25 protein-coding genes and 1 pseudogene are annotated in these 24,960 nt (G+C 53.3%); 21 read left to right on the top strand and 5 right to left on the bottom strand.

The genetic code is table 11. From position 1 onward, the window contains the following. Positions 1 to 27: 27 nt before the first annotated feature. From H6868_06780 to H6868_06770, 3 genes and pseudogenes are all read right to left on the bottom strand, one after another. Positions 28 to 1,467, bottom strand: a complete 1,440-nt coding sequence (locus H6868_06780; protein MCB9989024.1) for an alanine:cation symporter family protein — start codon at positions 1,465 to 1,467, stop codon at positions 28 to 30. Between the two features lie 43 nt (positions 1,468 to 1,510). Further along, positions 1,511 to 1,930 (bottom strand): annotated as a pseudogene (locus tag H6868_06775) (hypothetical protein). 65 nt (positions 1,931 to 1,995) lie between these two features. Next, a complete protein-coding gene (locus tag H6868_06770) occupies positions 1,996 to 2,940 on the bottom strand; it encodes a 2-hydroxyacid dehydrogenase (protein MCB9989023.1) in 945 nt (314 codons plus the stop codon). An 84-nt stretch (positions 2,941 to 3,024) separates the two neighbouring features. Between H6868_06770 and miaB the strand changes: the two genes are divergently transcribed. The 17 genes from miaB (at position 3,025) to H6868_06685 (ending at position 19,540) form a co-directional block, all read left to right on the top strand. Continuing rightward, positions 3,025 to 4,389: a tRNA (N6-isopentenyl adenosine(37)-C2)-methylthiotransferase MiaB gene (gene miaB, locus H6868_06765; protein MCB9989022.1), complete on the top strand. Its 1,365-nt coding sequence runs from the start codon at positions 3,025 to 3,027 to the stop codon at positions 4,387 to 4,389. Positions 4,390 to 4,525: 136 nt separating this feature from the next. Continuing rightward, positions 4,526 to 5,419: a PhoH family protein gene (locus tag H6868_06760; GenBank protein ID MCB9989021.1), complete on the top strand. Its 894-nt coding sequence runs from the start codon at positions 4,526 to 4,528 to the stop codon at positions 5,417 to 5,419. Beyond that, positions 5,412 to 5,930, top strand: a complete 519-nt coding sequence (ybeY, locus tag H6868_06755; protein MCB9989020.1) for an rRNA maturation RNase YbeY — start codon at positions 5,412 to 5,414, stop codon at positions 5,928 to 5,930. Before H6868_06760 ends, ybeY begins: the two co-directional genes overlap by 8 nt. A gap of 192 nt (positions 5,931 to 6,122) precedes the next feature. Next, positions 6,123 to 6,950, top strand: coding sequence for an HlyC/CorC family transporter (locus H6868_06750; protein MCB9989019.1), 828 nt, complete (start codon positions 6,123 to 6,125; stop codon positions 6,948 to 6,950). An 11-nt stretch (positions 6,951 to 6,961) separates the two neighbouring features. Continuing rightward, positions 6,962 to 8,569: an apolipoprotein N-acyltransferase gene (gene lnt / locus H6868_06745; GenBank protein MCB9989018.1), complete on the top strand. Its 1,608-nt coding sequence runs from the start codon at positions 6,962 to 6,964 to the stop codon at positions 8,567 to 8,569. 92 nt (positions 8,570 to 8,661) lie between these two features. After that, positions 8,662 to 9,159, top strand: coding sequence for a helix-turn-helix transcriptional regulator (locus H6868_06740; GenBank protein ID MCB9989017.1), 498 nt, complete (start codon positions 8,662 to 8,664; stop codon positions 9,157 to 9,159). Positions 9,160 to 9,292: 133 nt separating this feature from the next. Beyond that, positions 9,293 to 10,462: a methionine adenosyltransferase gene (locus H6868_06735; protein MCB9989016.1), complete on the top strand. Its 1,170-nt coding sequence runs from the start codon at positions 9,293 to 9,295 to the stop codon at positions 10,460 to 10,462. Next, a complete protein-coding gene (gene trmB / locus H6868_06730; protein MCB9989015.1) occupies positions 10,437 to 11,144 on the top strand; it encodes a tRNA (guanosine(46)-N7)-methyltransferase TrmB in 708 nt (235 codons plus the stop codon). The genes H6868_06735 and trmB overlap by 26 nt, the downstream gene beginning before the upstream one ends. A gap of 59 nt (positions 11,145 to 11,203) precedes the next feature. Then, the gene (locus H6868_06725; GenBank protein MCB9989014.1) at positions 11,204 to 12,121 is read left to right on the top strand and encodes an SPFH/Band 7/PHB domain protein; all 918 of its coding nucleotides are present in this window, start codon (positions 11,204 to 11,206) and stop codon (positions 12,119 to 12,121) included. 127 nt (positions 12,122 to 12,248) lie between these two features. Then, entirely contained in the window at positions 12,249 to 12,680 is a 432-nt protein-coding gene (locus H6868_06720; GenBank protein MCB9989013.1) for an NfeD family protein, read from the top strand. A gap of 126 nt (positions 12,681 to 12,806) precedes the next feature. Beyond that, positions 12,807 to 13,307 (top strand): ribosome maturation factor RimP, encoded by a 501-nt coding sequence (locus H6868_06715; GenBank protein ID MCB9989012.1) that lies wholly within the window; start codon positions 12,807 to 12,809, stop codon positions 13,305 to 13,307. Positions 13,308 to 13,357: 50 nt separating this feature from the next. Then, positions 13,358 to 14,872, top strand: a complete 1,515-nt coding sequence (gene nusA / locus H6868_06710; protein ID MCB9989011.1) for a transcription termination/antitermination protein NusA — start codon at positions 13,358 to 13,360, stop codon at positions 14,870 to 14,872. 65 nt (positions 14,873 to 14,937) lie between these two features. Further along, positions 14,938 to 17,484: a translation initiation factor IF-2 gene (gene infB, locus H6868_06705; protein ID MCB9989010.1), complete on the top strand. Its 2,547-nt coding sequence runs from the start codon at positions 14,938 to 14,940 to the stop codon at positions 17,482 to 17,484. Positions 17,485 to 17,499: 15 nt separating this feature from the next. Next, positions 17,500 to 17,910 carry a 30S ribosome-binding factor RbfA gene (gene rbfA / locus H6868_06700; GenBank protein ID MCB9989009.1) on the top strand — a complete coding sequence of 137 codons (411 nt, stop codon included), beginning with the start codon at positions 17,500 to 17,502 and terminating at the stop codon, positions 17,908 to 17,910. Continuing rightward, a complete protein-coding gene (gene truB / locus H6868_06695) occupies positions 17,897 to 18,832 on the top strand; it encodes a tRNA pseudouridine(55) synthase TruB (GenBank protein MCB9989008.1) in 936 nt (311 codons plus the stop codon). Before rbfA ends, truB begins: the two co-directional genes overlap by 14 nt. 18 nt (positions 18,833 to 18,850) lie before the next feature. After that, positions 18,851 to 19,120: a 30S ribosomal protein S15 gene (gene rpsO, locus H6868_06690; protein MCB9989007.1), complete on the top strand. Its 270-nt coding sequence runs from the start codon at positions 18,851 to 18,853 to the stop codon at positions 19,118 to 19,120. A 153-nt stretch (positions 19,121 to 19,273) separates the two neighbouring features. After that, the gene (locus H6868_06685; protein MCB9989006.1) at positions 19,274 to 19,540 is read left to right on the top strand and encodes a hypothetical protein; all 267 of its coding nucleotides are present in this window, start codon (positions 19,274 to 19,276) and stop codon (positions 19,538 to 19,540) included. Here H6868_06685 and H6868_06680 read toward each other — a convergent pair whose 3' ends face one another. Further along, positions 19,541 to 20,179: a 2,3-bisphosphoglycerate-dependent phosphoglycerate mutase gene (locus H6868_06680; GenBank protein MCB9989005.1), complete on the bottom strand. Its 639-nt coding sequence runs from the start codon at positions 20,177 to 20,179 to the stop codon at positions 19,541 to 19,543. A 242-nt stretch (positions 20,180 to 20,421) separates the two neighbouring features. Here H6868_06680 and pnp point away from each other — a divergent pair, with 242 nt between their 5' ends. From pnp to H6868_06660, 4 genes are all read left to right on the top strand, one after another. Next, positions 20,422 to 22,554: a polyribonucleotide nucleotidyltransferase gene (pnp, locus tag H6868_06675; GenBank protein MCB9989004.1), complete on the top strand. Its 2,133-nt coding sequence runs from the start codon at positions 20,422 to 20,424 to the stop codon at positions 22,552 to 22,554. 4 nt (positions 22,555 to 22,558) lie between these two features. Beyond that, positions 22,559 to 23,308 carry a glycerophosphoryl diester phosphodiesterase gene (locus tag H6868_06670; GenBank protein ID MCB9989003.1) on the top strand — a complete coding sequence of 250 codons (750 nt, stop codon included), beginning with the start codon at positions 22,559 to 22,561 and terminating at the stop codon, positions 23,306 to 23,308. Between the two features lie 3 nt (positions 23,309 to 23,311). Next, positions 23,312 to 23,671 (top strand): dihydroneopterin aldolase, encoded by a 360-nt coding sequence (locus tag H6868_06665; protein ID MCB9989002.1) that lies wholly within the window; start codon positions 23,312 to 23,314, stop codon positions 23,669 to 23,671. A 61-nt stretch (positions 23,672 to 23,732) separates the two neighbouring features. Further along, on the top strand, positions 23,733 to 24,164 hold the full coding sequence (locus tag H6868_06660; GenBank protein ID MCB9989001.1) for a hypothetical protein: 432 nt from the start codon (positions 23,733 to 23,735) through the stop codon (positions 24,162 to 24,164). On the opposite strand, the gene H6868_06655 is transcribed toward H6868_06660, so the two are convergent. Further along, the gene (locus tag H6868_06655; protein MCB9989000.1) at positions 24,161 to 24,952 is read right to left on the bottom strand and encodes an SDR family oxidoreductase; all 792 of its coding nucleotides are present in this window, start codon (positions 24,950 to 24,952) and stop codon (positions 24,161 to 24,163) included. The two genes, H6868_06660 and H6868_06655, sit on opposite strands and share 4 nt — an antisense overlap. Positions 24,953 to 24,960 lie beyond the last annotated feature (8 nt).

Below are 24,960 nucleotides of genomic sequence, written 5' to 3'. Positions count from 1 at the left end.
AAAAACCAGAAAACAAAACAAATAAATCTATTTATTTTCAATGTCTTGAAAATATTTCCTTATGTCTGACTTTATCTCTGGGGCCAATAAATAAAGGCCGATAATGTTGGGAACAGCCATGGCAAAAACCAATGAGTCCGTGATGTTGATGACGCTGCCCAAGTTCGCCGAAGCACCGACAATAACCGCCAGGCAATAAAACAATTTATAGCCAATCTCTACGGCGCTGTGCTCGCCGAATAAAAACGTTGCGCCCTTCACGCCATAATACGACCAGGAAATCAGGGTCGAGTACGCAAACAAGAAAACTGTAAAGGCCAGAACGTAGGGAAACCATGAAATGCTGGATGCAAAGGCGCGTGATGTCAGTTCAACCCCTTCCATGCCGTCTTTATCCATGTAGGCGCCGCTGATGACGATGACGAACGCGGTAACCATGCAGATAATGATGGTGTCGATGAACGGGCCGAGCATACCGACAAAACCCTGTGAAACGGGCTGATCGGTTTTAACGGATGAGTGTGCAATGGCCGCCGAGCCCAGCCCGGCTTCGTTTGAAAAAGACGCGCGCTGCACACCCATTAGCAGTGCGCCGAAGAGCGCCCCCAGCCCGGCTTCCGGCACGAGAGCTTCTTTGACAATGATGAGCAGGCTTTCCGGGATTTGCTGGTAATTCATGGCGATGACAACAAAGCCCGCCAGCAAATAGACGATCCCCATTACGGGGACGATTTTTGAAGCCACGGCGGCAATGGATTTGATCCCGCCAATAATAACAATGCCTACAAGAACGGCCATACACAGACCGACCAGCCAGCCTTTGTCCGCGAAAAAGCTTTCCTGCCCGCCGGAGATCGTCAGAAGTTGCTGATACGTCTGGTTTGTCTGGAACAGGCTGCCGGCCCCAATGGCGCCAAACAGGACACATACAGCGAAAAAAGCGCCCATGATGTTCCCGATATACGGTATATCGCGGTTATTAAAAGCATCGCGCAGGTAGTACATCGGGCCGCCGGAAATTTTGACCCTGCCATCGGGTAAATGTTTTTCATGACGATATTTGACGCCCAGCATAACTTCGGCGAATTTTACGGTCATCCCGAACAGCCCCATCATCGCCATCCAGAATACAGCACCGGGACCGCCAACCGAAACCGCGACGGCGACGCCGGCAATATTTCCCAGCCCGACGGTGCCGGAAAGCGATGTCGTCAATGCCTGAAACCGGTTGATATGGCCGCTGGCCCCCGGTTTATCGTATTTTCCCCGCAAGATAGCAATCGCGTGAGCGAAATACCGAATATTGATGAAACCCAGATAAAATGTGAAAAAGAGCGCGGCAATAACGAGCCAGGCCAGGATCAGTTTTACCTCCTGCCCCATAACCGGCACGCTGTAGAAAACAAAAGAGGCAATGGCTTCCGATGCCGGGCCAAGTCTATCCTCTATGGCCTGATCGATATTCATTTTACTCTCCCTGTTTTTTTATTTTATTTCATTGTGTTGCGGTTTAATGCTCACAAATTGGCTGAGATACGGGATGGGACGGATAAAACGTTGCCGCCCATTTTTTCAGGCTCTCGCCATCCATTGTCGCGACCTTGGGGATGCGCATGGCGTAGCGGTTGCAAAACAGATCAGGGCGCATTTTCGCCGCATCGGTCGAAATCTTGTTGGCCAGAACCGTCCGCATTGTGTTGAGTTTGGCTTCCGGATCGCGTTCGCCGGTGCGCTGAAAATAATCCAGAAGGCGGTTTTCGTAAGCCGCGAACAGGCCTTTGTGTTGATCGGTGAAATCACGGTATTGCATATACAGGTTTTTACCGTGGGTTTTCATGTGCTGGCAATTCAGGCCGATAACCATGAGTTCGCTGTGGATGCGGATGGCCTGCTCGGCTTCGGCTTCGGCCAATGTGTAGCAGCTCCCGGCTTTGGAAGCCTGCGCGCTGGATACTCCCGCCAAAAGTAAAACAATCGCCGATAAAAGTATTTTCTTCATGCTGCAACCTGCGTTTTCAATGGTTCACCGTTAAAATATGCCAGAAGATTATCAATGACGAGCCGCCCCATAACGGTTCGGGTTTCAATCGTCGCGGACCCGATATGCGGCAACAAAACCACATTATCCATCGCAAACAAAGCCTCTGGTATATGAGGTTCATTGTCATACACATCCAGCCCGGCTCCGGCAATATTTTTATTGTACAAGGCCTCTAATAAATCTTCCTGATTCACGACGGAGCCGCGCGCCACGTTAATCAGGAAGCCCTTGGAGCCCAACGCTTCCAGAATATCATAATCGACAACCTTTTCGGTTTCCGGACCGCCAACGCAGGTCAGGATCAGGTAATCACTAAGATCCGCCATTTCTCTCAGTGATTTGCAGTATGTATAGGGCTGATCCGGCTTTTCCCGCGGTCCGTTATACAAAACATCCATATCGAACGCCGCGCAGCGCCGGGCCACGGCCTGACCGATTCGCCCCAGCCCCAAAATACCAACCGTTTTACCCTGCAGCGTGTTGCCCAGCGGGAATGCCCCGTTCAGCCATTTACCACAGCGCACAAACATGTCGGCTTCACAGACGCGGCGGGAAACAGCCAGAAGCAAAGCCAGAGCCGTATCGGCGGTATCGGCAGTCAGAACATCGGGCGTGTTGGTGACACTGATCCCGCGCTCGGCGGCGGCAGTCAGATCAATATTGTTCACACCGACGCCGAACTGGGCAATCATTTCAAGGTTGGGCAAGGCTTCGATCATCCGGCGTGTCACCCCTTTGCCGTCATAGCGCGATAAAATCGCCTGAATTTCATTTTTGTGGGCCTGAAGCGTGGCTTCGGGGTCTTCTTCTTTCCAGAGTTTTATCACGTCGAAGTGCCGGTCCAGTTCTTCCATTTCCGACGGTAGCAACGATCCCAAGGCCAACAGTGTTTTCGACATGATTTTTTCTTTCTCAAAACTTGATCTGGGCGGGGTAAATGTGGTTTAACCCTGCTTTCCACTATATGAGGAATGAACCATAGCATGACCGGGCAAGACAACAAAAAACTGTATATCAAAACATGGGGCTGTCAGATGAACGTCTATGACAGCCAGCGTATGGCCGATGTTCTGGCGCCTTTGGGATACAAAACTGTCGAGAGCCCGGAAGATGCCGACATGATGATCCTTAACACCTGTCACATCCGGGAAAAAGCCACGGAAAAAGTATTTTCCGAGCTGGGGCGGCTGCGCGATCACAAGGACGCCAAGGAAGCGCGCGGCGGCAAAATGCTGATGGCTGTGGCAGGCTGCGTCGCGCAGGCTGAAGGCGGCTTTATTATGGAGCGCGCGCCGTATGTCGATATGGTGTTCGGACCGCAGACTTATCACGAGCTGCCGGAGATGGTTGTTAAGGCAACGGGCGAGCGTGTGATTAACACCGAACTGGCCACCGAAGAGAAATTCGACGCCCTGCCCGGCGAAAATCGCCCGACCGGTCCGGCGGCGTTTCTGTCGGTTCAGGAAGGGTGTGATAAATTTTGTACGTACTGCGTTGTTCCCTATACGCGCGGTGCGGAAGTTTCGCGTCCTGTGATGCAAATCCTTGATGAAGCCAAACGTATCCGCGATGCCGGGGCGAAGGAAATCACCCTGCTCGGCCAGAACGTCAATGCCTTCCACGGTGAAAACGTTGACGGCAAGACCTGGGGGTTGGCGCAGTTGATCGAAGCGGTGGCGGAGATCGAGGGGATCGAACGTATTCGTTATACGACATCGCATCCCGGCGATATGCAGGACGATTTGCTGGAGGCGCACGGCCACATTGAAAAACTGATGCCTTATTTGCATCTGCCGGTTCAAAGCGGGTCCAACACCATCCTGAAGGCCATGAACCGCAAGCATACGGCGGAAAGCTATCTGGAGACGATTGAAAAGCTGCGCAAAATACGTCCCGATATCGCCCTGTCCGGTGATTTTATCGTCGGGTTTCCCGGTGAAACGGATGAAGATTTTGAAGCAACGATGGATCTGGTCCGCAAGGCGCGCTATGCCTCGGCCTATTCCTTTAAATATTCCGCCCGGCCCGGAACGCCGGCCGCCGGCATGAAAAAGCTGGTGCGGCCAGATGTTATGGATGAACGCCTGCAACATTTACAGGACTTGCTCAACGATCAGGGGCGCGCCTTTAACGAACGCTGCGTTGGCCTGACGATGCCGGTACTGCTCGAGCGTAAAGGCAAGGAACCCGGCCAGCTTCACGGCCGCAGTCCCTACAACCAGTCCGTGCATGTCGAAGGTAACGAACGGTTGCTGGGGCACATTGTTGATGTCGAGATGATTACGGCCTCGAAAAGCGCCCTGCGCGGCCGCATCGCAACATGCGAAATGATTGCAAAAAGCGCATGAATATGAGACAATTAGGCATGTTAATCAGCTTGCGAGGAACGCTATAGCACAGCAAACCATTCAGGAGCGCATCGTCTTTGAAGACAACCGGTTGGTTCCGGTCTTGTACGGCGAGCAAAACGCTCATCTCCAGAAAATTGAAAAGAAACTGAACGTTGATATTAACACCCGCGGTAACGAAGTCGTTATCAGCGGCGCAGCCCGTTCAGCCGATCAGGCGCGGCGCGTTCTGGAAGCATTGTGGAGCCGCATTACAAACGGTCAGGAAATTGATTCCCAAAGTGTTGATTCCGCTCTGCGGTTTCTGGATGAGGAAAAAGAGCGCAGCCCGAAAGCGCGGCTGGAACAATTTACCCGCAACGAAGAACAGATTGCCACGCGCAAGAAAACCATTCGGCCCCGCTCGCCCCTGCAGGCGGGCTATATCGAGGCCATGTACAAGAACAAGCTGACTTTTGGTATCGGCCCGGCCGGAACGGGGAAAACCTATCTGGCCGTTGCGATGGCGGTGGCGATGCTGGAAGAAGGCGCGGTGGAACGCATTATTCTTTCCCGCCCGGCTGTGGAAGCCGGAGAGCGGCTGGGGTTCCTTCCCGGTGAAATGAAGGAGAAAATGGACCCGTATATGCGGCCGCTTTATGACGCGCTGCATGACACGATGGCCGCCGACCGACTGCAAAAGAAAATCGCCAGTGAGGAAATCGAAATTGCGCCGCTGGCCTTTATGCGCGGGCGTACACTGAACAATGCCTTCATCATTCTTGACGAAGCCCAAAATACGACATCGATGCAGATGTTAATGTTCCTGACCCGTATTGGCGAGGGATCACGCATGGTTATTACCGGCGATCCGGGGCAAACCGATCTGCCGCGCGGTGAACGGTCCGGCCTTCTGGAGGCGCAGGATGTTCTGGCCGGCGGCGAGGATATGGCCTTTATCAACTTCACACACAAAGACGTTGTGCGGAGTTCGCTGGTCGCCCAGATCATTCAAGCTTACGATAAGTACAATAAGAAGCGCGATGTCTGATATTAAATTCCCGTCATTTGATGTGCTGATATCCGATCCGGCATGGCGCAAAGCGTTGCCCGGCCTCGACAGTCTGACCGATGCGGTGATCGGCGCAGTGTTTTCAACGATCTCCCTGCCGGACATTCTGGGCGGCAAAACGCTGGAAACGGGGATTCTTCTCTCCGACGATCAGCAGGTGCAGGCTTTGAATAGCGAATTCCGGGGTATGGACAAGCCCACCAATGTTTTATCTTTTGCCGCGCTGGACGATCCGGATCTGGAAAGTGCGCTGGCGGCCTCCCCGCATTTTGTTCTGGGCGATGTTATCTTTGCCTTTGAAACGGTTGAACGGGAAGCGCGCGAGCAAAACAAGAGCTTTGCCGATCATTACGCGCATTTATTGACGCACGGATTGCTTCATCTTCTGGGCTACGATCACATCGAAGATAAGGAAGCTGAAGAGATGGAAGCGCTGGAAGTCCGCATTCTGGACGGGCTTGGAATTGAAAATCCCTATTGTGAAGATTAAAAGATCAGGTATAAACGGAAACAGAAAATGGAAATCATGCCCGCAAAAAAGAACGAACCGAAAGACGATCACAGTCAACCGCCAGAGGAACCCGAGAGTCCGGGACCATTACTGACGGCTGTCAAAAACGGACAGGACACGGCGACCGACGCCGAAATCTCTCCTTCCAGTGAGCCGAATATTATGGACTGGGTGCGCGGTCTTGTGAAAGGCCGGGGCGATACGTCCCTGCGCGATGCGCTGGCCGAATACATCACCGAACAAAATGACGATGAATGCGGCACGGCAGCCCATGAACGCGTCCTGATTTCCAATATCCTGAATTTACGCGATATGACCGTGACGGACGTGATGATTCCGCGGGCCGACATTGCCGCCATATCTCTGGATACAACGCGGGAAGATTTGCTGTCTTTGCTGGCTGAAAAACAGTTCAGCCGCCTGCCCGTCTATAAAGAAACGCTCGACGACATTATCGGCACCATTCATATCAAGGATATTCTGGCTTCTATCGCCACAGGCAAGGATATGGTCATCAAGGATATTATCCGCAACGTTCCGATCGTCTCGCCGGCCATGCCGGTTTTGGACCTGCTGTTGATGATGAAGCAAAAACGCCGGCATATGGCGATGGTCATTGACGAATTCGGCGGTATTGACGGCCTGGTGACGATTGGCGACGTTATCGAGGCCATTGTCGGCGAGATCGAAGACGAATACGATCAGGACGACCAGCCCCAGATCAAGGAAAAGGAAGACGGGTCGGTCATTGTCGACGCCCGCTATGACATCGAGGAATTCGAAGAAAAATACGGCGAATTGCTGGATGAAGACGAGCGTGAAGATGTCGATACGCTTGGCGGGCTGGTCTTTTCGATTGCCGGGCGCGTTCCGGCCCGCGGTGAAATTCTGACCCATGATTCCGGGATGGTTTTCGAGATTCTCGACGCCGACCCCCGCCGGGTCCACCGCGTATTGATCCGCAATATTCCCTTGCCATCGGCGCGCATAGCAGATTAAACCTCTATGCCATGAATGTTTTTTCTTTTAGCTGCGCCGCACCCGTTATCGCTGGCTGGCCCGCCCGTTATCGCTGGCTGGCCGCGCTTGCATCCGGCGCCCTTATTATGCCCGCCATGGCCCCGTGGAGTTGCTGGCCGTTCCTGTTTGCGGGGCTGAGTTTTTATTACATTATCCTGTCATCTGCCCCGTCCGCGAAAACAGCGGCGTTATATGGCGGTTTGCATGGCTTCGGTTATCATTTGTTCGGGCTGTATTGGATCGGTAATGCCTTGCTGGTCGAGGGAAATGATTTTAGCTGGGTCTGGCCTCTGGCGATTGCCGGTCTTCCCTTGCTTCTGGGGTTGTTCAGCGCCGCCGCCGGGGCGATCATACATCTTCTGGCCATGCGCACGGGCGGGATGACGCGTGCCGCCGGGTTCCTGATCTTTATCGCGGGCCTGTCGGTTTTTGAATGGCTGCGCGGGCATATCTTTACAGGCTTTCCCTGGAACCTCTACGGTTATAGCTGGATTTCAGTGCTGCCGATTGCCCAGTTTGCCTCTATAGCCGGTATTTACGGACTGACGCTCCTGACCATTTTCTGGGCGGCGCTGCCGGGCTTTTTGTTGATACAGGATGGCCCCCGAAAGCAAAAGGCGCTCTGGATTGCGTTCACGGCGCTGGCTTTTGTTTCCGTTTACGCTTACGGCTATATCCGTTTGGCTCATGCGGAGCAGAATTACCGCGACGATTTGGTTATCCGGCTGGTTCAGCCCAACATTAACCAAGCCGACAAGTGGCTCCCGGAAAAAGCCGGTGAGAATCTGGGAAAACTGCTATCCCTGTCTTTCCCGGAGCCGGAAAACCAGACAAATCCCACACTGATCGTATGGCCGGAAACAGCCCTGTCATTTCGCCTTATGGATATGCCTTCGGTCCGGGAAGCTCTGCGGGATGTTCTGGGCCTCTATGCCAATGATGTTTATCTGGCGACAGGGCTGCTCAGGCGAGATACGCAGGATAACGGCGAGACGCGTTATTATAACAGCCTTGTCGTTTATGACCGCAACCTGACGCCGGTGGCAATTTACGATAAAAGCCATCTGGTCCCTTTCGGAGAATATATTCCTTTCCAGAAATGGCTGACCCTGACGCCTTTTGTGAAATTCAGCGGCTTTGACGCCGGTGACGGTCCCCGCACGTTATCCGCCGGGTCGCTGCCGCCGTTTTCACCGCTTATCTGTTACGAGATTATATTTCCCGGACAGGCCGTTTATCGCGGCCATAGCAAACCGGCCTTTATTCTAAACGTGACCAATGATGGCTGGTACGGGGACAGTCCCGGCCCTTATCAACATTACGTTCAGTCCCGGTTCCGGGCGATAGAGGAAGGACTGCCGGTTGTTCGTTCCGCCAATACGGGTATATCGGCCCTGACCGATTCTTATGGTCGTTCTCTCGTGAAAATGTCTCTTTCTACTGAAAACTCCGAAAATATATCTATTCCTAACAATGAATTTACAACAACACCTTACGCGTACCTGCGAGACAAACTTTTCTGGGGATCTGTTCTATCCATTTGTTTTGTATGTGTTTTTTTATCGCGCCGGAATAAATGCCGTGGGCGCACCATATGATTTTTGTATAAGTTCGAACGGCCCTAATACTTTAAGTTAGTTGAAACGATAACGGTTTGCATGCACATGTACTCTTCTGTTAAAGAAGAACCATGCAAGCAGGCAGAGAGAGAAATACCATGGCCAGAGCAAAAAAAGAATACATAGCCGGCGACAAGCTTACGGGAGACAGACAGCCTAATCCTGTTGATGTTCACGTGGGAACACGTGTGCGGATGCGCCGCTCTCTGTTGGGGATCAGTCAGGAAAAGCTTGCGGAGGCCGTCGGTCTGACATTCCAGCAAATCCAGAAATACGAGCGTGGCACCAACCGGGTAAGCGCCAGCCGTCTGTACCAGTTCAGCAAAATACTGGAAGTTCCTATTTCTTATTTCTTCGAAAAATTCGTTGAGAATGATTCGGCTCAGACTCTGGGATATCAGGCGCTGGCGGATAACGAGCAGCAAGGACTCATCAACGATGACATCATGAACAGCAAGGAAACGCTTGATCTGATCCGTGTCTACTATTCGATCAAAGATCCCGATGTCAGGAAAGATTTCCTTAAAACCATCAAATCGATGGCTGAAATCATGAAAACCCACCGCTGATAAAAAAACGTATTGTTTTTCTTGAACAGGAAGAACAGGAGGGCTATCCTCGTCCGGATACGGTCAGGTGGCCCTAGCGTTTTCTGGTCGTTCCCGCTCTTCTCATATATCAGCTTCAAGGAATTACCTGCCTATGTCTTTAAAAGATTACCTTTTCACCAGCGAATCCGTTTCCGAAGGTCACCCGGATAAAATCTGCGACCAGATTTCCGATGCCGTTGTCGACCATTATATGACGCTGGACAGTAATTGCCGCGCCGCGATTGAAACCGTAACGACGACGAATTATGTCGGAATTGTCGGCGAAGCCCGCGGTCCCTCCTCGATTACGCATGCCGATATCGAGCAAATCGCCCGCAAGGTTATTAAAGACATCGGTTATGAGCAGGAAGAATTTCACTGGAAAAATGTCAATATTGACGTGAAGGTTCACAGCCAGTCCACCGACATCGCGCAAGGCGTCGATTCTGCTGCCGATAAAGACGAAGGCGCGGGCGACCAAGGGATTATGTTCGGTTATGCCTGCAATGAGACGGATGTCCTGATGCCGGCGGCCATTCATTTTTCACACAATATACTGCGCTCTCTGGCCGAGGCTCGCCATTCCGGCGCGCTGCCGATGCTGGAGCCTGATTCAAAATCACAGGTAACTTTGGAATATCGCGACGGGCAGCCTGTCCGGGCGACCTCGGTTGTCGTTTCGACACAGCATAATGAAAGCGTCTCCCAGGCCGAAGTCCGGGAAATGGTCCGGCCCCACGTTCTGGATGTTTTGCCGGAAGGCTGGATGTGTCCGGAAGAAGAATTCTACGTCAATCCGACGGGCCGGTTTGTGATAGGCGGTCCCGTGGGGGATGCCGGTCTGACCGGACGGAAGATCATCGTCGATACCTATGGCGGGGCATGCCCGCACGGCGGCGGCGCGTTTTCCGGGAAAGACCCGACGAAAGTCGACCGCAGCGCCGCTTATGCTGCCCGCTACGCCGCTAAAAACATTGTCGCGGCGGGGTATGCCGATCGCTGCACGATCCAGCTTTCCTATGCGATCGGCGTCAGTAAGCCGCTGTCCATGTATGTGAATACACACGGGACGGGAAAGGTGCCGGAAAAAGATCTGGTCAATGCCCTGAACAAAGTCATGGATTTCTCGCCGCGTGGCATTATCGAGCACCTGAAGCTTCGCCGTCCGATTTATGCCCTGACGGCAGCCTATGGTCATTTTGGCCGTGAACCGCGCCCGGACGGCCATTTTAGCTGGGAGCAACTCGATCTGGTCGATGCGTTGCAGAAGACTCTTGGCTAACCATACCGAACAAAAAAACCGCCGATTGTACGGGCGCCGGCTGGGGCGGCCGCTTAATGCGTCCCGGCAAGCCGTCTATGATGAATTGCTGCCCAAGCTCCAGCTACCCTCTTCCGGTGCGCTGGCCCTATCCGGCCTTTTTTCATTCACACCTGAAAAAACGGTTCTTGAAATAGGCTTCGGGAATGGCGAGCATGTGGCTGCTATGATGCACGCCCGGCCCGCTGACGGCTTTATTGCCTGTGAGCCATACATCAACGGCATGACGGCCTTTTTAAAACAGATCAAAGATGAAAAACACGACCACGTCCGGGTATGGATGGATGATGCCATCGAGGTTGTCGACCGGCTGGACGTGTCCTGTCTTGATGAGATTTATGTCCTGAACCCCGATCCCTGGCCGAAGGCCCGCCACCACAAGCGCCGGATTATCTCTCAGGACAACCTGACGCGGTTTGCTCGTGTGATGAAACCCGGCGGCCTTCTGGTTATGACGACCGATGTGGACGATCTCGCCGAATGGATGGTCACGCAAGCGACAGCCCACCCCGATTTCGAATGGACGGCGGAAAGCGCTGCCGACTGGCAAACCCCGCCGCCCGGATGGCTGCCGACCCGCTATGAGCAAAAGGGCGTCGCGGCCGGACGCAAACAGTCCTATTTGCTGTTTCGCCGCCGCTAAAACGTTGCTATAATCCTTGCCGTATCTGTTTCCGGATTTATTCAGGGAGTTTTCTCAGCATGGAAGTTTTTGTCATTGTCTTTGTCCTGTTCGCCGTTTCCCTTTTGTTTATGGGGATCAAGTCTGTGCCGCAGGGGTATGAATTCACGGTCGAGCGGTTCGGGAAATACACACACACCATGTCGCCGGGGCTGAATTTCATTATTCCCTTTGCCGATGCGATCGGTGCGCGGATGAACATGATGGAAAACGTTCTGGACGTGCCCTCACAGGAAGTCATTACCCGTGACAACGCCCTGATCGAAGTTGACGGCGTTGTTTTCTATCAGGTGCTTGACGCGGCCAAGGCGGCTTATGAGGTGCGCGATATGGAGCGCGCTATTTTGAACCTGACTACAACTAATATCCGGACGGTGATGGGATCGATGGATCTGGATGAGCTGCTTTCCGAGCGGGACCAGATCAATGCCCGGTTGTTGACTATTGTCGATGACGCCACGGCGCCGTGGGGGATCAAGGTCACCCGGATCGAAATCAAGGACATTACCCCGCCGCGGGATCTGGTCGATTCCATGGCTCGCCAGATGAAAGCCGAACGGGAAAAACGGGCCGTTATTCTGGAGGCCGAAGGAGATCGTCAGGCCGCTATTTTACGCGCCGAGGGGGAAAAACAATCCGCCATTCTCGAAGCCGAAGGCCGTAAGGAAGCCGCATTCCGCGATTCTGAGGCCCGCGAACGGCAAGCACAAGCCGAAGCACAAGCCACGCAGGACGTCTCCCAAGCGATTGCCGGCGGAAACGTGCAGGCTATCAATTATTTCGTCGCGCAAGAATACGTCAAGGCTCTGGGCAAGTTTGCCAATTCCCCGAACCAGAAAATTCTGTTCCTGCCGGTAGAAGCTTCGAACGTGATTGGCGCGCTGGGCGGCGTTGCCGAGATCGCCAAGGAAGCATTCGGCAAAGACAAAGCGGCGTAAACTGTTTAATGTGTCATTCTGAGTGGAGCGAAGAATCTTTTTTGCTTTTAAGTGTTAATGATCCTTCGCTATCGCTCAGGATGACAGAAAATGGAGACTCTATATGTTTGAGCAATTCGACCCTTCGATGATTGAATTCTGGCACTGGGGTATTGCCGGGATGGTGTTGCTGATCCTTGAAATGGTTGTATCCGGGTTTTTCCTGATATGGCTGGGTGTGGCGGCGCTGGCCGTCGGATTACTGATGCTGGTTTTCCCGTTTATGTTCTGGCATCTGCAACTGACGATATGGGCCGTATTGTCGCTGGTCTCGTTTTTGGGCTGGCGGGCATGGCGCAAGAAGAACCCGGTTGAAAGTTCCGAGCCAACGCTTAACCGCCGGGGCGAACAATATGTCGGGCGGCACTTCACACTGGAAGAGCCGATCGTCAATGGTCTGGGCAAAATCAAAGTCGACGACAGCACATGGAAAATCCAGGCAACGGATGACCTACCGGCCGGATCGCAGATCGTTGTGACGGCCACGGAGGGTACTGTGCTGAAAGTCAAACCGGCCTGATTACCGGAACCGATTTTTTGCAAAAATCTCTTGCCTTTTGGCGGGGACATCCCTATATTCCCATCAAAATCCTGAATATATAACAGGGTGGGCTCATAAAGAGGCCCGCCTTTTTTGTTGGAAAATATAGATTTGACGCCGATCGAACAGAAAATTGAAAGCCTTATTGCGCCGATTATCGAAGAAAGCGGTTTGCGGCTGGTGTGCGCCCGGATCGTGAACGAGGGCCATGGCACGGTTTTACGCGTTATGGCGGAAGACCCGGCCACACGTAATCTGGATATAGACAAATGCGCGGAGCTAAGCCGTGAAATTTCGGCCCTGCTCGACGTTGAGGACGTTATTGACAGCCGCTATTATCTGGAAGTTAGCTCTCCGGGGATGGACCGGCCGCTGGTCCGTGAAGAGGATTACACAGATTACGAAGGCTTTGAGGCCAAAATCGAGATTGATCCGCCGGTAGACGGCCAGAAAAAATTCCGGGGCCGTATCCGCGGCATGGAAAACAATGAAATTATACTCGATACGGATCAGGGAAGGCTTGCCCTGCCCTATTCTTCGGTGCATAAAGCTAAGCTGGTTATGACCGACGAGCTTTTGAACCGTTACAAGCAAAAAAAAGCCTAGATATTTTTAACAACTGACGATTAAAGACAAGAAGCAAAGAGGAAAAGAAAATGGAACTTCTGCAAGTCGCTGATGCGGTCGCCCGCGATAAGGCCATTGACCAGAACATCGTTTTGGAAGCCATGGAAGAGGCTATCCAGAAAGCCGGTCGTTCGAAATACGGTCACGATCACGATATTCGCGCCCATATCGACCGCAAGACCGGCGATATCGAGCTGAAGCGTTACCGCGAAGTTGTCGAGGAAATCGAAGACGAAGCCACGCAGCTTACCTTGGCCGAAGCCCAGCGCATCAAAAAAGATGCCGTTATCGGGGAATTCCTGATTGACGATCTGCCGCCGCTCGATTTTGGACGGATTGCCGCCCAGACCGCCAAGCAGGTTATCGTGCAGAAAGTCCGTGAAGCCGAGCGCGCCCGTCAATATGCCGAATTCAAAGACCGGATCGGCGAGATGATTAATGGCGTTATCAAGCGCGTGGAATACGGCAATGCCACGATTGATATCGGTGGCCGCGCCGAAGCGTTGCTGCGCCGGGATGAATGCCTGCCACGCGAGCATTTGAAAAACGGCGACCGTGTGCGCGCCTATATCTATGACGTACGTGAAGAACAGCGCGGCCCGCAGATTTTCCTGTCCCGCACGCGTCCTGACTTCATGAAATTACTGTTCACGCAGGAAGTTCCTGAAATCTATGACGGGATCATTGAAATCCGCGCCGTTGCCCGCGATCCGGGAAGCCGTGCGAAAATCGCCGTTATCTCCCGCGACAGCTCGATCGATCCGGTCGGCGCCTGTGTCGGGATGCGCGGTAGCCGTGTGCAGGCCGTTGTCAACGAGCTGCAGGGCGAGAAAATCGACATTATTCCGTGGACCGATGACATTGCCTCTTTCACCGTGAATGCCCTCCAGCCGGCTGCCGTTTCCAAGGTTGTTCTGGATGAGGACAAAAACCGGATGGAAGTCGTAGTACCGGAAGAACATTTGAGTCTGGCGATCGGTCGCCGCGGTCAGAACGTTCGTCTGGCTTCCATGCTGACGGGCTGGGATATTGATATCCTGACCGAGGCAGAAGAATCTGAACGCCGGGCTGACGAATTCAAAACACGCTCCGGCCTGTTTATGGAGGCTCTGGATGTTGATGAAGTTATCGCCCACTTGCTGGTGGCCGAAGGCTTTAGCAAGATCGAGGAAATTGCCGAAACGCCGATTGAAGAGCTGAACCAGATCGAAGGCTTTGAAGAGGAAGTTTCTATCGAGTTGCAAAACCGTGCCAACGCATGGCTCGACCTGATTGAAGCCAAGCTTCAGGAAAAACGGACCGAGCTGGGCATTGCCGACGACCTGATGGAAATCCAAGGTTTGACCCCCGATATGATTATCAAGCTGGGCGAAAACGGCGTAAAAACCCGTGACGATCTGGCTGATTTGGCCGGTGACGAGTTGATCGAGATTTTGGGTGAAGGCTCGTTGAAGAGCTCGGAAGCCAATGACTTGATTATGGCGGCACGGGCACACTGGTTCGAAAACGAAGATCAGGCAGAAGAAGCAGAAAATGCGGCCTGATCGCGCACTGAAAAAATAAGCCTCCGTCTGGTGCTCGGAGGCGAAACGCTGTAAAAGGATGCCTTATGAGCGAAATTAAAGACGTTAAAGAAACAAAAGACGAAAAGAAAACCCTGAGCCTTGGCAAGGGAACGTTGAGCCTGAAAGGCGGGAGCGGCGCTGCTGCTGCACGCCCCACCGGCACCAAAGGGGTGGCCGTAGAAGTACGCAATCGCCGCCGGGGTACCCCCGCGCCCAAGACTACGCCACAAGACACAGGGGATAATACCGCCAGTGCCGCGTCTGATGATCTTCATAACCTGACGGAACAGGAGCTTGAGCGCCGCGCCCGCGTTCTGGTTCTGGCAGAAGAAGAAGCCAAGCGCCAGGCCGAACTGGCTGAGCTGGCGAAAAAGGCCGCCGAAGAGGCCGGCGATTCCGCCGCGGCCCCCGTCGATACAGACGCTCATCTGACCGATGCTGATAAACGCCGCCAGCAAGAGCTGGAAGAGCTGCGCCTGATTCAGGAAGAAGAAGACAGGCAGCGTCAGGAAACTGAAAAACAGCGTCTGGCTGAAGAGCAAGCCCGCGGGGCCGTCGATACGGGATTCCGCAACAAAAAAGATATTCATGCGGCGGATGCCGAAGAAGAAGAATCGTTCCGCGAGCGCATGAAAAAGCAGCAGCAACCGCGTCCTAACCGCGGCACTGACAATCGCCGCCGCAGCGGGAAAATAACGGTTACGCAGGTTCTGAACGAGGATTACGACCGGGATCGCGGACCGTCACTGGCCGCCCAGCGCCGTGCCCGTGAAAAAGCCCGCATGGCAGCCTCTGGCGCTATGGAGCCCCCGAAAAAGCAATCCCGCGAGATTATCGTTCCGGAAGCCATTACCGTACAGGAACTGGCCAACCGGATGGCCGAGCGCAGCGGTGATGTTATCAAGGCTTTGATGAAACTCGGTGTGATGGCCACCATCAACCAGTCTCTGGATGCCGATACGGCTGAACTGATTATTGAGGAATTCGGTCACAAGATTAAACGCGTCACGGATGCCGACGTGGAAGAAGGTCTGGAAGGTCTGGAAGACCAGCCGGAAGATATGCTTCCCCGGCCACCGGTTGTTACCGTTATGGGTCACGTCGATCACGGAAAAACCTCCCTGCTCGATGCCTTGCGGACGACCGATGTCGTTTCCGGTGAGGCTGGCGGTATTACCCAACATATTGGTGCCTATCAGGTCACAATGTCGAACGGATCCAAGATTACATTTCTTGACACACCGGGCCACGCTGCCTTTACCGAAATGCGGGCGCGCGGTGCGAATGTTACGGATATTGTGGTTTTGGTCGTTGCCGCCAATGACAGCATCATGCCGCAGACGATTGAGGCTATTAACCACGCAAAAGCGGCAGGCGTTCCGTTGATCGTTGCTGTGAACAAGGTTGACCTGCCGGATGCCGACCCCAAGAAAGTCAAACAGGATCTTTTGCAGTACGAAGTGATTGTCGAAGATTTTCATGGCGAGACGCAATGTATCGAGATATCTGCGAAACAGCGGATTAACCTCGACAAGCTGGAAGAAGCTATTTTACTGCAAGCTGAAATGCTGGAGATCAAAGCCAATCCGAACCGCGATGCCGTCGGCGCCGTGGTTGAAGCCAAAATGGAGCAAGGCCGCGGGAATGTCGCCACGGTTCTGGTTCAAAAAGGTACCCTGAAAATCGGTGATATCTTTGTGGTCGGCAGTGAATGGGGCCGCGTGCGCGCTCTGGTCGACGATCATGGCAAGAACGTCACCGAAGCCGTCCCCGGCCAGCCGGTTGAAATTCTGGGGCTGAACGGCGCGCCGCAATCGGGCGATCATCTGGTCGTTGTTGCCGATGAAGGCAAGGCCCGCGAAATCAGTGAATACCGCCAGCGCAAGAAACGCGAAGCCGCCAATGCCCTGCAACTGGGCAAAGACGCCTCGTTCGAGGAATTGCTGGCCTATGACAAGGAAAGCAAGCGCGAAGCCTTGTCGATCCTTATCAAGGCCGATGTTCATGGCTCGGTCGAAGCGATTGCCGGGTCTCTTGAAAAACTAGTTGAAGAAAATGAAGAGCTGAAAATCAATATCCTGCACTCCGGTGTTGGCGGGATTACCGAATCCGACGTTATTCTGGCGAAGGCTTCGAATGCGCTGATTGTCGGCTTTAACGTGCGCGCCAATACGCAGGCCCGCGAAATGGCCGAGAAAAACGGCGTGGATATTCGTTACTACAACGTGATTTACAACGTTATTGACGATGCCAAGGCGATCCTGAGCGGTATGCTGGCTCCGGCCCTGCGCGAGGAATATCTGGGTCAGGCCGAAATCCGCCAGGTGTTCCGCGTAACCAAGGTCGGAAATATCGCCGGGTGTATGGTTACGCGCGGCATGGTCAAGCGCGGCGCCAAGGTGCGGTTGTTGCGTGATGATGTTGTGATCCACGAAGGCACGCTGAAGACTCTCAAACGCTTCAAGGACGAAGTCAAGGAAGTCAAAGAGGGTATGGAATGCGGTATGGCGTTCGAAAACTACGACGACATTAAGGAACATGACATTATCGAATGTTACGAAGTCGTCGAAGAAGCCCGTACGCTGGACTAAATATCTGAGGTTCTCATGAAAAACAAACATCATAACGGACCGGGGCCGTCACAGCGGCAATTACGGGTTGGCGAAGAACTGCGGCATGTTATGTCCGACGTCCTGCGCCGGGGCCATTTCCACAGCGAGATTTTGCTGAATGAAAGCCACAATGTCACGGTGACGGAAGTCCGGCCTTCGCCGGACCTGAAACATGCGCGGGCCTATGTCATGGCGCTGGGCGGCGTTCATCTGGGAAAGCTTCTGGAAGCGCTGAACGAAGAGCACCACACCTTCCAGAAAGAGATCAACCGGGTGACGAACCTGAAATTTACTCCGCGCGTCAAATTCGTTGAAGATGAAAGCTTCGAAGAGGCGCAGCGGATTGAAAGTATCCTGAATAACCTGCCCCATGCCGCCGAAGACGAAGAGCATGGCGCGGCGTAAAAAAGGCAACATCGTTAATGGCTGGATTAATCTGGACAAGCCCGCGGAAATGACCTCGACGCAGGCAGTCGGGCGTGTCCGCCGGATTTTGAACGCCCAGAAGGCCGGACATGCCGGAACGCTTGATCCGCTGGCCACCGGGATCCTGCCGATTGCGCTGGGCGAAGCTACGAAAACCATCCCTTATTGCCAAGATGCCCTGAAAAGCTATGCGTTTACCGTGCGCTGGGGTGAGGCTCGCGACACTGATGACGCCGAAGGCGACATTGTTGCAACCTCTGACGTCCGCCCTGCCCCCGCAGACATCGAAGCGGCCCTGCCCGCCTTTATCGGTGATATCGAGCAACTGCCCCCAAAATTTTCCGCCCTTAAAATTAACGGTGAGCGTGCCTATGATCTGGCCCGCGAGGGTGAAGAGGTTATTTTGCAGCCCCGCCCGGTTTACATCGAAAGCCTTGAGCTGTTGAGCACCGAAACCGATGAAGCGCATTTCCGCTGTATCTGCGGCAAGGGCACCTATATCCGCTCGATCGCCCGTGATCTGGGCGAAAAACTGGGGACTTGCGGGTATATCACGGCGCTGCGGCGCGAATTTGTCGGGCCGTTTGACCTAAACAATGCGATTTCTCTTGAAAAACTTGAGGAATTGGGCGATAGTGCCGCGCCTGAAACGGCATTGCTTCCTGTCGAGACCGCGCTGGACGACATCCCGGCTCTGGCCATAAGAGAACAGGAAGCTGCACAGTTGAAGCAAGGGCGAACGCTTTCGTTCATATCCCGCCCCGATCTGGAGCGCATCAAAAGCGCCGGGATCGATGTACGGGAAGATTGCGAAGCGCTCGTGACATACCAAGGAAAGCCGATTGCGCTTGTCATGGTATGCGGCCCGGAAATCAGCCCTGTGCGTGTTTTTAACCTATAGATAAAAAAGGAGTACCCGATGTCGATTACAGCTGAACGCAAGCAAGAACTGATTGGCGAATACGAAACCAAAAAAGGCGATACCGGTTCACCGGAAGTACAGGTCGCGATCCTGACCGAGCGGATCAACAACCTGTCGAGCCACATGCAAGCCAACCACAAAGACATTCACAGCCGCCGCGGGCTGCTGGCCATGGTTGCCAAGCGCCGTAAACTGCTGGACTACCTGAAAAGCAAAGATGAGGGCCGTTATCAGGACCTGATTAAACGCCTGAGCATCCGCCGTTAAGTGCGGAGCATGCAGAATACAAAAAGGCGGGCGTTTGTTCCGCCTTTTCTTTTGCTCCGATTGATAGTTATGAAAACTTTGACAGCCCCCCGGTTTTTCTGCTAAAAATCATGCCACATTTAAAAGCATAGCCAAAAACATAGGGATTTCATTATGCTCGAGAGAACAAAACATTTCTTTTTAGGGACGCCCAAAAGAAAACTGGCAACGGGAACGGCCGCCGGTATTGCCCTGCTGTTCGGCGCTGAAGCCTTCGGTCATTATCGCGCCAACAAAGGTCAGGACAGCTATCTTGGCAGCGCCTGGAAGGCGACAAAAAATGAAACCCTGTACTGGGTCGGCCAAGCCGGAATCCAAATGGAGAATGCAGGCAAAGAACTGCGCCGCACCAGTTGGATATCCCGCCAAGAACCTAAATAGTCAAGCCGCCTCTTTATCTTTGAGGAAAGACTTTCCTACAATCTTACCGTCTTCAAATTCAAGAACCAGCGGCACACCGGTTTCCATTTCAGCCTGATTGATCGTCTCTGGCGTCTCCAGCCCCAGAATAATCAGCATGGCACGCAATGAGTTCCCGTGGGCGGCAATCAGGATATTTTCACCCTGCTCCACTAGCGGCTTGATATGTTCGTTGTAATACGGGCGCACGCGATTTTCGACGACATCCTTCAGGCATTCCCCGCCCGGCGGCGGCACATCATAAGAGCGGCGCCAGATGTGAACCTGCTCATCGCCGTATTTGGCACGGGTTTCGTCTTTGTTCAGGCCCGTCAGGTCGCCATAGTCGCGCTCGCGCAGATCATCATGGCGGATCATTTTCGGAAACAGTTCGCCCTGCCCGGCTTCATTTAAGGCAATTTCCGCCGTCCGGTTGGCGCGGGTCTGGGTGCTGGAAAACACATGATCGAATTTAATCCCGGCCTTGGCAAGCCGCTTACCGGCATCGCGGGCTTCTTCCTCGCCCAAGGGGCTGAGATCAACATCATGGAAACCGGTAAAACGGTTTTCCAGGTTCCACTGGCTCTGACCGTGACGAAGAAGGACGAGGTAATTCGACATAGAGTATGCTCCTTTTAAACTGGATAAATCCTTTGACTTTCGGGACCAATCATGTCATGTATCCCTTGGCTTCGCAAGAACCGTCAGGGTGATCTACGGTTGACTGTCAAGAGCGGCGAACCAGATGTACCGCTTTTAATTGTCCACCGCAAATCCCCATAATTCTTGAAAAGCTATTTATACGCTCTGCTTCCCTTTGAGGAAGGGAGCTTGATTCTACATATAAAAAGGAAATTGAAAATATGTTTAACGTTTATCGTAAAGAAATTGAATTCGCCGGCCGTACGCTGGCACTGGAAACCGGGAAAATCGCCCGGCAAGCTGATGGAGCCGTGATGGCTTCTCTGGGCGGCACATCCGTCTTGTGTACCGTTGTCGGTGCCAAATCCGTTTCACCGGGACAGGACTTCTTCCCGCTGGCCGTTCACTATCAAGAAAAAGCCTATGCCGCTGGCAAGATTCCGGGCGGTTTTTTCAAACGTGAGGCACGTCCTTCCGAAAAAGAAACACTGACCAGCCGTCTGATCGACCGTCCGATCCGCCCGCTGTTTCCGAAAGGCTTCATGAACGAAGTGCAGGTTATCGCGACCGTTGTATCCCACGACATGGAAAACGATCCGGATATCGTTGCTATGATTGGCTGCTCTGCCGCTTTGACGATCTCCGGTATCCCGTTCATGGGTCCGATTGCCGGCGCCCGCGTTGGTTACAAAGATGGTAAGTATCTCCTGAACCCGACCTTGCAAGACATGGAAGGCTCTGAACTGGACCTAGTTGTTGCCGGGACGACCGAGGGTGTTCTGATGGTTGAATCAGAAGCCAAGGAATTGCCGGAAGATGTTATGCTGGGCGCTGTTATGCACGGTTGGGAAGGCTTCCAGCCGGTTATCGGCGCGATCATTGATCTGGCCGAAATGTGTGCGAAAGAGCCATGGGATGTTCCGGAAACACCGGAAGCCATCACAAAAATGGCCGATGCCCTGAAAAAGAAATTCGCCAAGGATGTTGAAAAGGCTTATGGCATTGTCGACAAGCAAGAGCGTTATGCCGCCGTCGGTGAAGTGCGTAAAGCCGCGATCGAGGCATTCCTCGACGAAGAAAACGGCCTGACCGAAAACGTTGTTACCGCTAAATTCAAGGATCTGGAATCCGATGTTGTTCGTGGTTCTATCCTGAAAACCGGCAAACGTATTGATGGTCGTGATACCAAAACGGTGCGTCCGATCGTTGCGGAAATCGGCGTTTTGCCCCGCGCGCACGGCTCCGCTTTGTTTACCCGCGGTGAAACGCAGGCACTGGTTGTCACCACGCTGGGTACGGGTCAGGACGAGCAAATTATGGACGCGCTGGAAGGTGAGTACAAACAGCGCTTCATGTTGCACTACAACTTCCCGCCCTACTCCGTCGGTGAAGCCGGCCGTATGGGCCCTCCGGGCCGCCGCGAAATCGGTCACGGTAAACTGGCATGGCGTGCCGTGCACCCTTTGATGCCGAGCGTAGAGGAATTTCCCTACACGGTGCGGAACGTTTCCGAGATCACGGAATCTAACGGATCGTCTTCTATGGCGAGTGTCTGCGGCAGCTCTCTGGCGCTGATGGATGCCGGTGTACCGCTGGCACGTCCGGTTTCCGGTATTGCCATGGGTCTGATTAAGGAAGACAAGGACTTTGCGGTTCTGTCCGATATTCTGGGCGATGAAGATCACCTGGGCGATATGGACTTTAAAGTCGCCGGAACGGAAGAAGGGATTACCTCCCTGCAGATGGACATCAAGATTACCTCGATCACCGAGGAAATCATGAAAATCGCTCTGGAACAGGCCAAAGGCGGCCGGATTCATATTCTGGGCGAAATGGCAAAAGCCATCAGCGAATCCCGCAGCGATGTGAAAGACACGGCGCCGCAGATCGTTACCCTGAAAATCCCGACCGACAAAATCCGCGATGTTATCGGCACCGGTGGTAAAGTGATCCGCGAGATCGTTGAGACCACGGGCTGTAAAATCGACATTGATGATGACGGTACGGTCAAGGTTGCGGCAACGGATCTGAACTCTATCGAGGAAGCTGTGAACATCATTCGCGGTCTGACTGAAGAGCCGGAAGTTGGCAAGATTTACGACGGTACGGTTGTTAAGACCATGGACTTTGGCGCGTTCGTCAATTTCATGGGCAAAAAAGACGGTCTGGTTCATATCTCTGAGCTGGCTGACCGCCGCGTTGAAAAAACCACCGACGTGGTCAAGGAAGGCGATGCGGTTAAAGTTCTGCTGATCGGCACCGACGACCGCGGCAAGGTTAAACTGTCGATGAAGCGCGTCGATCAGGAAACCGGCGAGGAAATCGCGAAAGAAGACCGGAAAAAAGAGGCGTAAGATCTTGCCTCTTAAACTTCCTAAAATTATTGGTCACAGGGGCGTATGCGGATACGCCCCTGAAAATACTTTGGAGAGCATTGCCACCGCCGCCGATATGGATGTGGAATGGGTGGAGCTTGACGTTAAGCTGACCCGTGATGGTGTGCCAATTATTTTTCACGATGATACGCTGGACCGGACGACGAATGGCTCCGGCAACATCGCCGAAACCGATTACGAAGATATCAAGCAGCTGGAGGCCGGAAGTTGGTTTGGCGAGAGCTTTACGGGAATCAAAATCCCTACGCTGGAGGAAGCTGTTGATGTGCTCCTCCGGCATGATCTGGGTTTAAATCTTGAAATCAAGCCCTGCCCCGGCCGGGAAAAGGAAACGGCGGAAGTTGCGCTCGATTGTCTGTCACAAATCTGGGACGACCACGACCGGCTTTTGATTAGCAGCTTCCAGCATGTTTCTCTGGAAACGGCACGCGATATGGCTGGTGACTGGCATCGCGGTCTTTTGATTACAGGAGAAGCCATGCCGGAGAACTGGTACGAGCTCGTCGATTATCTTGATTGTACCACCGTCAACATTAGCGACAAGCTGGCTTCTCGCGGAACGATAGAAGAGATAATCGATCGAGAAAAAGCCGTTTTGGTCTACACGATTAACGATGGCCTGCGTGGTCGTCAGTTACAAAGCTGGGGCGTCGATTCTGTCATTAGCGATGTACCTGACATCATTCAGGAAAACCTGCTGAGCGTTCACTAGGCCATGAACCATTCTCCCTATATCGTGCGTCTGCGCAGCCTGACCGTCACGATGGCGGTCGGGGTCAATGACTGGGAAAAACTGCAAAAGCAGCGCGTGAGCATAGAGGTTGAGCTGTATGGCGCCGATCCGGGGGCAACGACCGATTTAGGGAATTGCATCGATTACAGCCGTGTTCATGCCTATGTCATGAAACACTGGCCGGACAAGCCGCATACCGAGCTTTTGGAAACGCTGGGCGATGAGCTGGCGTCTTTTTGCCTGTCTCTGCCGCTTGTGGCCGGATGCCGCGTAAAACTCGGCAAACCGGATGTCTTCGAAGATGGCTCTATCCCTGAGATAGAGCTATACCGAGAGAAATAATTTTGACTTTTTCCGCGTCTTGGCGTTTATTATCCATAAAAATAACAAGAGAGTGTGCTTTATGGCGGTCGATTTTAATAACCTGATAGCAACGTACGTCGGTTGCGAGCCAAGCGGTTTACCCCGAAAAATATTTCAGAGCCTGACCGATAATCAATACTTTCCCAACCATTTTAAAGATTCCCTGATATTGGGGCACCGGCATTTTTTGTTTTTTGAAACGGCGACCTTGAAAAATGAGGAAATTGCCGATTTCTTTGGCTGGAAGCTACAGGAACGCCATCAACGAGACGCTTTTAAAATAAGCTATATCGAACATGTTGATAAAGAACTCGACATTTTGTTTATCGGCTTTCGGGACGTCTCTGACGCTCATGCTTTCTGCCGCGATTTCCGGCGAGACGAATGCATTATATCGCTGGAGGAACGAGTCGCCGCGACGAACAAACGCGCCCGAAAAGCCTATAAAGATGTTCAGAAGCTGGCGCCTTAACCGGCCAGTTCTTTCAGGACGTCCGGCATCGGCATGCCGACGGCATTGAACCCGCCATCGACATAGTGAACTTCACCCGTCACCGCCCCGCCGAGATCGGAAAGCAAGTACAGCCCTGCCCCGCCGATTTCGTCCAGCTCTACCGGCCGCCGCAGCGGACTGGTCGCATTGCAGTAACGGAACGTCGTGCGGGCGCTGCCGATCGCAGATCCCGCCAGTGTCCGCATCGGCCCGGCGGAAATCGCATTCACGCGCACACCTTGCGGTCCCAGATCAGCGGCCAGATAGCGTACGGATGCCTCCAGCGCGGCTTTGGCCACACCCATCACGTTGTAATTCGGCATGGCTTTTTCCGCGCCATAATATGTCAGGGTCACCGCGCTTCCGCCTTCGCTCATCAACGGCGCCGCCCGGCGCATGATCGAGGTAAAAGAGTAGCAGGAGATATGCATAGAGTTCAGGAAATTGCCGAGGGATGTATCAACATAACGGCCTTTCAGCTCTTCCTTGTCCGAATACGCGATTGCGTGGATCAGGAAATCCAGTTTGCCCCATTTCTTTTCAATTTCGCCAAAGACCTGATCCAGATTGTCTTCATCGGAAACATCGCATTCGATCAGAAAGTCGCTGCCGATCCCTTCGGCCAGCGGACGAACCCGTTTTTCAAACGCTTCGCCCTGGTAGGTAAACGCCAGTTCCGCGCCGTGCTGGTGCAGCGTGCGTGCCATCCCCCAGGCAATCGACTTGTCATTCGCGACGCCCATCACAAGCCCGCGTTTACCTTTCATGATATTTG

It is taken from the genome of Rhodospirillales bacterium, assembly GCA_020638175.1.
In the GTDB taxonomy this organism is placed as follows: domain Bacteria; phylum Pseudomonadota; class Alphaproteobacteria; order Micavibrionales; family Micavibrionaceae; genus JACKJA01.
Note: the sequence above shows the minus strand (reverse complement) of the source record. Positions and strands in the feature narration are given on the sequence as shown.

Bases quoted from the DNA above. Each gene is read 5' to 3' on its own strand.
- H6868_06780 (MCB9989024.1), bottom strand. From the start codon at position 1,467: ATGAATATCGATCAGGCCATAGAGGATAGACTTGGCCCGGCATCGGAA.
- H6868_06770 (MCB9989023.1), bottom strand. From the start codon at position 2,940: ATGTCGAAAACACTGTTGGCCTTGGGATCGTTGCTACCGTCGGAAATG.
- miaB (MCB9989022.1), top strand. From the start codon at position 3,025: ATGACCGGGCAAGACAACAAAAAACTGTATATCAAAACATGGGGCTGT.
- ybeY (MCB9989020.1), top strand. From the start codon at position 5,412: ATGTCTGATATTAAATTCCCGTCATTTGATGTGCTGATATCCGATCCG.
- lnt (MCB9989018.1), top strand. From the start codon at position 6,962: ATGAATGTTTTTTCTTTTAGCTGCGCCGCACCCGTTATCGCTGGCTGG.
- H6868_06740 (MCB9989017.1), top strand. From the start codon at position 8,662: ATGCAAGCAGGCAGAGAGAGAAATACCATGGCCAGAGCAAAAAAAGAA.
- H6868_06735 (MCB9989016.1), top strand. From the start codon at position 9,293: ATGTCTTTAAAAGATTACCTTTTCACCAGCGAATCCGTTTCCGAAGGT.
- trmB (MCB9989015.1), top strand. From the start codon at position 10,437: ATGCGTTGCAGAAGACTCTTGGCTAACCATACCGAACAAAAAAACCGC.
- H6868_06725 (MCB9989014.1), top strand. From the start codon at position 11,204: ATGGAAGTTTTTGTCATTGTCTTTGTCCTGTTCGCCGTTTCCCTTTTG.
- H6868_06720 (MCB9989013.1), top strand. From the start codon at position 12,249: ATGATTGAATTCTGGCACTGGGGTATTGCCGGGATGGTGTTGCTGATC.
- nusA (MCB9989011.1), top strand. From the start codon at position 13,358: ATGGAACTTCTGCAAGTCGCTGATGCGGTCGCCCGCGATAAGGCCATT.
- infB (MCB9989010.1), top strand. From the start codon at position 14,938: ATGAGCGAAATTAAAGACGTTAAAGAAACAAAAGACGAAAAGAAAACC.
- rbfA (MCB9989009.1), top strand. From the start codon at position 17,500: ATGAAAAACAAACATCATAACGGACCGGGGCCGTCACAGCGGCAATTA.
- truB (MCB9989008.1), top strand. From the start codon at position 17,897: ATGGCGCGGCGTAAAAAAGGCAACATCGTTAATGGCTGGATTAATCTG.
- rpsO (MCB9989007.1), top strand. From the start codon at position 18,851: ATGTCGATTACAGCTGAACGCAAGCAAGAACTGATTGGCGAATACGAA.
- H6868_06685 (MCB9989006.1), top strand. From the start codon at position 19,274: ATGCTCGAGAGAACAAAACATTTCTTTTTAGGGACGCCCAAAAGAAAA.
- H6868_06680 (MCB9989005.1), bottom strand. From the start codon at position 20,179: ATGTCGAATTACCTCGTCCTTCTTCGTCACGGTCAGAGCCAGTGGAAC.
- pnp (MCB9989004.1), top strand. From the start codon at position 20,422: ATGTTTAACGTTTATCGTAAAGAAATTGAATTCGCCGGCCGTACGCTG.
- H6868_06665 (MCB9989002.1), top strand. From the start codon at position 23,312: ATGAACCATTCTCCCTATATCGTGCGTCTGCGCAGCCTGACCGTCACG.
- H6868_06660 (MCB9989001.1), top strand. From the start codon at position 23,733: ATGGCGGTCGATTTTAATAACCTGATAGCAACGTACGTCGGTTGCGAG.
- H6868_06655 (MCB9989000.1), bottom strand. From the start codon at position 24,952: ATGAAAGGTAAACGCGGGCTTGTGATGGGCGTCGCGAATGACAAGTCG.